This is a genomic window from Endozoicomonas atrinae, from assembly GCF_001647025.1.
Classification (GTDB): Bacteria; Pseudomonadota; Gammaproteobacteria; order Pseudomonadales; family Endozoicomonadaceae; genus Endozoicomonas; species Endozoicomonas atrinae.
The window spans coordinates 1-6,840 of the sequence record NZ_LUKQ02000271.1 but is presented as its reverse complement, the minus strand read 5'-3'; the positions used below and the strand labels follow the sequence as shown (position 1 = coordinate 6,840).

Genomic DNA, 6,840 nt, shown 5'->3' with positions numbered 1-6,840 from the left:
ACGATTAAACGCTCCCCTCAGAGGCGGCCTCCCTGCTTGATCCACTGAGCCAGAATCTTGTCGAGTTTTTCTTCATTGTCGTTAAACTCTTTCTGCGGCATGGCCGCAATCTGTTCCAGCGTCAGGCTCGGTTGGTGCCCCCGGGTTTTAGGGACTGAGTGGGTCCGCACCGGCGGTTCACTCAGCTGCTTTGCCTGCTGCATTTTCTGTACTGGATCAGGTGCCGGTTTCGGTGCAGGCTTGTTTACACCTGCGGCCTCTTTATAGAGACTCATGACCTGCGCTGCACCCAGTGGGCTGACACGACTCAACTCCTGAACATCAGCAGCCTGTCGTGCAAACCAGCCTTTAAAATCCTCACTGGCAGAGATCTGCTCTACATCGGGATGCAGACTGCGCAACTTGTTCCAGAATGCATGTTGTGCCCGCTCCGCCTCCTGCTCCTGCCGAGCCTTCTCAATAGCGGCCAGCCGCTGTTCCAGTTTGCGGTTGAGCTGTTCCGACTCATCCAGCTTGTTGAACACCGGGTCCAGCTCCTGGTAGTCCTTGCGGAGTTCCTGGAACTGGTCGGACGGCTCTGGCTCACTGTTTGGCTGAGCAGTACCCTGCTGACTGAGCAGATCCACCTTGGCCTTCAGCAGCGCCATCTGCTGCTGAAGCTCGGTATTGCTCCGCTCCAGATCAGCGGCTTTCTGGGTGGCCTGAGTCATCAGGGCATGGGCATTCTTGCGGGACTCTTCCGCCTTGGTGTACTTGTCCTGCCAGTCTTCACCGTCATCGTCATTGGATGCTGGAGCAGGCGGCTCTGACGGTTCGTCATCAGCGTCCGACTCCGGTTCGGGTGGCGGGGGTAGCTCATCAGCGGGCGGGTTCTGATCGGTTTGCTTGTCCTGCTCGTCCTCTTGCTGGGCAAAAGCGGCAGGGGCGTCCGTAGTCAGACCCATAAGGGCGGCCAGTTCGGCATCGGTTTCCTGATCCAGTTTTTCGGCATCAATAGCCATTTCACTCTCCCTGTGGGGCTCGTTGGCTTGTCCACTTGGTTGCGCCTATGAAAGTCCGTGGGGCTCTGGGCTTGTCCATGTTCTTTCAGGCATTGTTCGCCGCCCGCTTTCCGCTGCCCGCGACCCGTAAAAGACGATACTGGTTTGGCTTTTACGGGAAGCGGGGAGCGGACAGCGGGGAGCGACGAAAGTTATTGTCGTAAATAGGTTCGCGATCGCTGCGCCAGTTGCATCAGATCACTGAGTTCCTGAGTCTTACCCTGCAGGATGCGCAATTCGGTTGAATCCCGGGCGTGGGACATTTTCTCCAGCAGTTCCGCCCGGCGACGTTGCAGGTGCTCGACCAGCGTCTGGTAATCCGGGTTGCCTTCCAGCCGCAGGATCGCCTCCGCCTCCTGGCTGGTCAGGTGCAGTGGGTTGTGCATAGAGTTCTTCCTCAGGGCGCAGGGCTTTATCGGGGTCAATATCCAGGGCTTTCAGGTATTCGTTCAGCAGGTATCGGTGGTCGGTCATCGGCCCCAGTACCTCGTTCATGGTCACGTTCAGGGCGTTCATCATCCGTTCGCTCTGGATCTCCTTCGCCACCAGGGCGGCACTGCCCATGGGCACCACGTCCAGATCGCCCCGTTTGTCGTCCATCTCCGCCCAGCGCATGGCAAAGTTGAACAGGCTCTCGATCAGGGGCACCGTGGCGTAGTCGTCGATGTTTTTCACCACGCTTTTCAGGGCCACATTGGCGGCGGTCATCAACATGCTCATGCCGCTTGCGGTCTTGTTCAGGCTCTGGGTCTGTTCGCCGTGGGTGTAGCTGGGCAGTGAGGTTTCCTCGTCGGCAAAGCGCCGGAACAGTTCAAAGATGCCGGACAGGTCTTTCTGGTTACTCTGGATATTGATGGCCTGAATCATCGGCCCTTCGCCATCGGAGCCGTCATACCACCACATCCGGTAGGGGTAGACCTTTTTGGCATCTTCCAGGCTGGTGCCCTCCGGCAGTTTGGAGACATCCATCTGGAACATGGGACCGGCAGTGAGGGCGGCATTGTCCAGCAGCGCCCGGCCTGTGGAGTTCATCACATCCTGACTATCGTTCATCATGTAGGGGATACCGATGCCCCAGAAGCGATGGAGCACCGTCTCATAGGGAACGAACTTGTAGGGAATGGCTTCCGGTTTTAACGGGTTGAGCCGTGCCATGATCATCCGGCCATCGCAGACCCAGATGTTGCCCTGGTACTCCGTGTGCTCATCAATGTCGGTAACGCCGTACTCCATCAGTTGATGGCCGTCTACCGGTCCCCAGTACTCCAGCACGTCATAACGGTTGGAGGTAATGTGCGGGTCATCCGACTCATTGAGGTTGTTGAGCTCTTTTTCGTAATCCAGCGGGACGTGATTGCCTTCCGGTGAATGAGCCAGAATCTCCATCACCGTGTCGGTTTCAACGCCATGGCTGTCCGCCAGTTCCCGCAGTTCATGTTTGGTCAGCACATGACGGCGGAACAGATCGTTGGGCTTGCCACAATCGTGGGAGTAAGGGTCAGGGAACATATCGAAAATGCTGGCCCACTCCACATCCGGCTCGATACTCTGCTGCTCATTAAGCTGCCACTCCTCCCCTTCCGCCTCCCACTTCTCATGCTTACGGATATTGAGGGTGGCCACTTTGATACACCCCGTGCCCAGAGTCACCTGTTCCCGGGTGACCTTCTTCAGCTCGGTCAGGGCGTCAGCATTGACCAGGTAGTCCTTGATCTTGCGCTTCATCGCCATGGCCGCTTTATTGGCCCGTTCCAGCGCCTCCGCCATTAGCGCCCGCTCCATCTCATCGTACCGTTCCTGGATAAGCTGGTTGCGCGTCTGGGGATCAAGGGGATAGGGCAGCAGCTCCTGAATGGCGGTCATGCGGAGGTGCCGTTTGATGCTGTCGGGTATCTCAGCCAGGGGGCTGGGCACGATATCCCAGAAGCTGTCGATGTTTTGGAACAGCAGGTCAATCAACCGGGAGTAGGCGGTGTTCACCTTGGTGGTGGTGATCTTGATAAACACCCGGCTCAGTGCCTGCTGCTCATCCATGATCCGGATCTGTTCAGGGCCATACTCCCCTTTCACGGCTCGAAGCGATGCAAGCCATTCTTCTTCCACTTCCCGCCGGGCTTCCCGGTATCCCTGCCAGCGGCTTTGCAGGTCAGAGGCAAAGGCATCCCGCACCGCCTGTTCACGACGCTCGTTGTCCAGGGCTTCATCCAGCTCTGCCTTGGTTACCTCGTCCGGGGTAGCGATCCTGACCAGTCCGTTGTCCATTATCGGTTCTGTTTCCCTCTGCGCCTGATCCACTCAAGCCGGTGGCCAGCCATGATGGCGGGGTAGTTCCCCACCACCCGCTGGGTGAAACGTATGATTCTGTGTTCCATCAGTAAGCCGACTTGCCCGGAGCCCGATACCTCAGCTCGTTGATATTGATCTTCCGTCGTGGAAGTTTGAGCACCATCTGCTGGGCGATGGCGTAGCTGATCACCCGGTCATCGAAGCAGCCTTCCTGCGCGTTGGTGCTGCCGTTGTCTTCAATGACGTAGGTCTGGCACTCAGCAATAGTGTCCTTGTTGCAGATACCCGACTCACCATCCCGCAGCAGTGCCGCCAGGTGGTCGATCATCAGGGGCTTGGATTTCGTGGTGGTCTGCCAGCCGAGGCGCTTGGTGCGCTTCTGGGTTCTCTGGTCCACCGTGGTTTCCATGTACAGATTGGGGTACTTCAGGTCTTTCAGTTTGGTCAGGGTGGTGAGACCGTGGTTGTTTCTTTCCACGCCGACAAGGGCATTGTGGTAGTAACGGCCCAGGTGGTTGAGCATTTTGCCCAAATCGTCCGGTGCCACATGCCCATGCCAGTGGGCCACCTGGTAACCCTCACGGTCACACACGTCGATGGTCGAGTAATCACCGTGCTTGTGCTGGTCATTGGCCGGTGCCAGCCCTTCCGCCACATCCGATCCCACCACATACTGGGTAGCGGGTTTGGGATGCTCCCAGATCTGCAGCAGACCCGGCTTGTGCCGGTTGATACCGTTGGGGGTCAGTTCAATGGACTGGGTTGGGGAGTAACACTCGACTTTGGCCGCTTCGGTGTGTTTGGGATCGAACACCGGACGACCGGAAAACAGAAACGCCTCCCGGATATTGCAGGGGTATTCCTGTTTGAACTTGTCTTCGGATTTCAGCTCATAGATTTTCTGGCGACGCCACTGGAGCTGTTGATCATCCAGATCATACTGCTGCTTCAGGTATCGTTCGTCGGCGTCGACCGTGAAGTCGGCGGGGACTTCGCTGCGGTACTCGTCCTGCCAGAACCAAGGTATAAACACCAGTTCAAAATCACCGCGCCCAGCATCAGCGTCCATAACATAATCATAAAACACACCACCGACGCCATTAGCAGTGCTTTCCAGAATAACTTCGGTATTATTTTCATTGGGTACTGCCTGTAATACACCCGCTAGGTGTTCATCCGCATTGGGCCAGAACGCCACTTCCGATCCATGAAACAGCTGTGCCGTGGATGAACGACCGGCGCCTTTATTGCCAGCGGTGCCTACCCGATACCCGGAGTCGTGATAGAACTCCAACAGTTTGGAGCTCTTATTCTTCAGATCCCTCTGGGTAAACGGGGGCTGATTGTCGTGATACCGCTGCACCATATCAAACAGATTGGCGGTGGCATCCGCTTCGTGGGTCAGGATATAAGCCCGCAACCCCTTGCGATTGCTCACCAGCCAGTAAAAACGGCCTTCAGTATAGGTGGAGCAGCCCTGTTGTCTGCCTTTGAGCACCACAATTCTTACTTTGCCGATGCGCCTTCTCTGGTCTTCGATCCGGCTGTCCAGGTACCGCTGAGCCTTGTTGAGCCGAAAGGGAATCACTCTGGCGCTTTTGGTGCGGATCTTCAGGCACTTTCGGGCGTAGAACGTGAACTCGGTGAGCAGCCGCTCCCTGGCAGGCTTTTTACCGGGAGCTATGCTTCCTTTTCTTCCAGCCATTCGTCCAGCGTCGGTATCTTTTCCGCTACCACGGTCTGTTCGTGCCGATCCCGCCAGTGGTAACGGTTTTTCATGTACATGATCAGCATGGCCGGGGAGACATCCTTGTTCATACCCAATGCGCCCTGCATATACTTCTCTTCCCAGAACACCTCGGCCAGCACATCCGCCTGCGCTACGGCTTCGGCAAACGCTTCATGCTTATCGATGTACGACAGAAACGTGTTGTAGCTGATGCCCATCTCCGTTGCCGTGGCCTTACGGCTCAGACCGGTGCTCATCAGATCCTTCACCTGCTCGCACATCTCTGGCTTGTATTTGCTGTGGTTGGCCATGGTCAGAAAAATTGCTTGATGGCAAAGGCGATAATGCCTGCCGTGGTGGTGGCGGCAATCCACTGAATCACGCTGCTGATGGTGGAGTTCTTCAGCACGGCTTTCTCAATGGAATCCAACCGTTCTTCACTGCGCTTTTCCCGAAGAGCAAGGTTCACCATGCGCTCATCGTGTTTGGCCAGGGTCTGCAGAATCTGGGTAATGCCGTCCAGCTTCTGCTCGATCCGGTTGAACCGCTCTTCGTCTGCCATGGCTATCTCCTGGCCACGCCCTTCAGCTTTTCCAACGTCCGGGCACTGCCCAAGCCCAGCAGGCAGAGCAACAAAGTAATCACCGTACTGGTGTCGGCTGTGGGTAACTGTTGAACCACTTCGGATTTATCCACAAGCATCAAAGCGATGATGACTACATCACGAACAATCCAGGTCCAGGCCAGAATCAATACACAGAGCCAACCCAGTGCAGGTCGCCAGCCAGAGACAAAGACCGAGGGATGTTTGGCCTCTTCGATAGTGGCCATCGCCTGCAGGATGTGGGGTTGTTGCAACTGATGATTCAACAACAATTCAGCTTTGGCCCGTTCTTCATCGGATGTGAACAAAGCATCAAGTCCACCCATCAGCTCTTTGGCTATCCCTGCCATCGGGTTCAGGTTAATCATCGTCCACCAGCTCGAAGTGTGGGTAATCCTTAAACCGGTGATCCTTGATTTCACCATCCCGGTCCCAGTCACCACCCCAGCGCAGTTTGATGCCCATCCCCTGGGCAATACCCAGAACAAAACCGGCAAAGTGGGCAGCTCGTTGATCGTCGAACCAGTTGATGGGATAAGCCATCACATCCACTGCCTTACTGGGTAGCTCGTTGTGGTTACTGTCAGGCCATTGCAATTCCGACTTGCCACTCTCAAACGCCAGCGCCTGATCAGCTTCACTTCGATGACCACAGATAATCGTGCAGTCGTAATGCTCGATCACTTTATTGAAGACACGCTGAAGCCGCTCATCACAAGTCGACAACTGTCGCTTTGACGAAGCGGAAAAGTGAAACATGAAGTCCCTTTTTTTAGTGGTTCAGTTTGGAGGTGCCAAACATAGAAAACCCGGCAATGAGAGCCGGGTTTCTTTGAAGGATTTACGCATGTGGAGAATCAAGTTTTGGGAACTTTCCCAACCTAGAGTTTTACCGTACGTTTACTGACATTTTGAGTCAAGGTCAGTGGTCAGATGCTAGTCGTATCGGATACTGCCCGCCTGTTCCAGCAAGGCTTGGGCCTCATCTTCGGCCTGCGTAATCCATTCACTGCACACCCGATTGCATGCTTGCTTCCAGCGATACACCGTCCGTTCACTTTTGCCGGTGATATCAAACCGCCCCTTTCGGGATCTCAATTGAGGATGCTGCAGTTCCACCATCAGCCAGAGCCTCAGCAACACCGGATTGCTGCGAATGGGTTTTGGCAGGCGTTCCTCAC

General features: G+C 55.8%; 9 protein-coding genes. 1 reads left to right on the top strand and 8 read right to left on the bottom strand.

Annotation, left to right across the window (positions count from 1 at the left end; translation table 11 throughout):
• Positions 1 to 17: 17 nt before the first annotated feature.
• Positions 18 to 1,001 (bottom strand): hypothetical protein, encoded by a 984-nt coding sequence (locus tag AK963_RS23760; protein ID WP_066017881.1) that lies wholly within the window; start codon positions 999 to 1,001, stop codon positions 18 to 20.
• Between the two features lie 47 nt (positions 1,002 to 1,048).
• On the opposite strand from AK963_RS23760, the gene AK963_RS33520 reads away from it, so the two are divergent.
• Positions 1,049 to 1,204: a hypothetical protein gene (locus AK963_RS33520; protein WP_175404621.1), complete on the top strand. Its 156-nt coding sequence runs from the start codon at positions 1,049 to 1,051 to the stop codon at positions 1,202 to 1,204.
• Positions 1,205 to 1,256: 52 nt separating this feature from the next.
• Here the strand turns inward: AK963_RS33520 and AK963_RS23755 are convergent, their stop codons facing one another.
• From AK963_RS23755 to AK963_RS33515, 7 genes are all read right to left on the bottom strand, one after another.
• Positions 1,257 to 3,302: a portal protein gene (locus AK963_RS23755; protein ID WP_066017880.1), complete on the bottom strand. Its 2,046-nt coding sequence runs from the start codon at positions 3,300 to 3,302 to the stop codon at positions 1,257 to 1,259.
• Positions 3,303 to 3,411: 109 nt separating this feature from the next.
• Complete coding sequence (locus AK963_RS23750; RefSeq protein ID WP_066017879.1) at positions 3,412 to 5,031, bottom strand: terminase large subunit; 1,620 nt, start codon at positions 5,029 to 5,031, stop codon at positions 3,412 to 3,414.
• Complete coding sequence (locus tag AK963_RS23745) at positions 5,007 to 5,312, bottom strand: hypothetical protein (RefSeq protein WP_139117617.1); 306 nt, start codon at positions 5,310 to 5,312, stop codon at positions 5,007 to 5,009. Before AK963_RS23745 ends, AK963_RS23750 begins: the two co-directional genes overlap by 25 nt.
• A gap of 56 nt (positions 5,313 to 5,368) precedes the next feature.
• Positions 5,369 to 5,617, bottom strand: coding sequence for a hypothetical protein (locus AK963_RS23740; RefSeq protein ID WP_066017877.1), 249 nt, complete (start codon positions 5,615 to 5,617; stop codon positions 5,369 to 5,371).
• A gap of 2 nt (positions 5,618 to 5,619) precedes the next feature.
• Positions 5,620 to 6,027 carry a 3TM-type holin gene (locus tag AK963_RS23735; RefSeq protein ID WP_066017876.1) on the bottom strand — a complete coding sequence of 136 codons (408 nt, stop codon included), beginning with the start codon at positions 6,025 to 6,027 and terminating at the stop codon, positions 5,620 to 5,622.
• Entirely contained in the window at positions 6,020 to 6,418 is a 399-nt protein-coding gene (locus tag AK963_RS23730; protein ID WP_066017875.1) for a M15 family metallopeptidase domain-containing protein, read from the bottom strand. The genes AK963_RS23735 and AK963_RS23730 overlap by 8 nt, the downstream gene beginning before the upstream one ends.
• 177 nt (positions 6,419 to 6,595) lie before the next feature.
• Positions 6,596 to 6,840: hypothetical protein (locus tag AK963_RS33515; RefSeq protein WP_175404620.1), on the bottom strand; the 245-nt coding region annotated here is incomplete at its 5' end.

What these genes read in the sequence shown, in the direction of transcription:
- AK963_RS23735 (WP_066017876.1), bottom strand. Translation starts at nt 6,027, where the DNA reads ATGATTAACCTGAACCCGATGGCAGGGATAGCCAAAGAGCTGATGGGT.
- AK963_RS23755 (WP_066017880.1), bottom strand. Translation starts at nt 3,302, where the DNA reads ATGGACAACGGACTGGTCAGGATCGCTACCCCGGACGAGGTAACCAAG.
- AK963_RS23730 (WP_066017875.1), bottom strand. Translation starts at nt 6,418, where the DNA reads ATGTTTCACTTTTCCGCTTCGTCAAAGCGACAGTTGTCGACTTGTGAT.
- AK963_RS33520 (WP_175404621.1), top strand. Translation starts at nt 1,049, where the DNA reads ATGAAAGTCCGTGGGGCTCTGGGCTTGTCCATGTTCTTTCAGGCATTG.
- AK963_RS23740 (WP_066017877.1), bottom strand. Translation starts at nt 5,617, where the DNA reads ATGGCAGACGAAGAGCGGTTCAACCGGATCGAGCAGAAGCTGGACGGC.
- AK963_RS23760 (WP_066017881.1), bottom strand. Translation starts at nt 1,001, where the DNA reads ATGGCTATTGATGCCGAAAAACTGGATCAGGAAACCGATGCCGAACTG.
- AK963_RS23745 (WP_139117617.1), bottom strand. Translation starts at nt 5,312, where the DNA reads ATGAGCACCGGTCTGAGCCGTAAGGCCACGGCAACGGAGATGGGCATC.
- AK963_RS23750 (WP_066017879.1), bottom strand. Translation starts at nt 5,031, where the DNA reads ATGGCTGGAAGAAAAGGAAGCATAGCTCCCGGTAAAAAGCCTGCCAGG.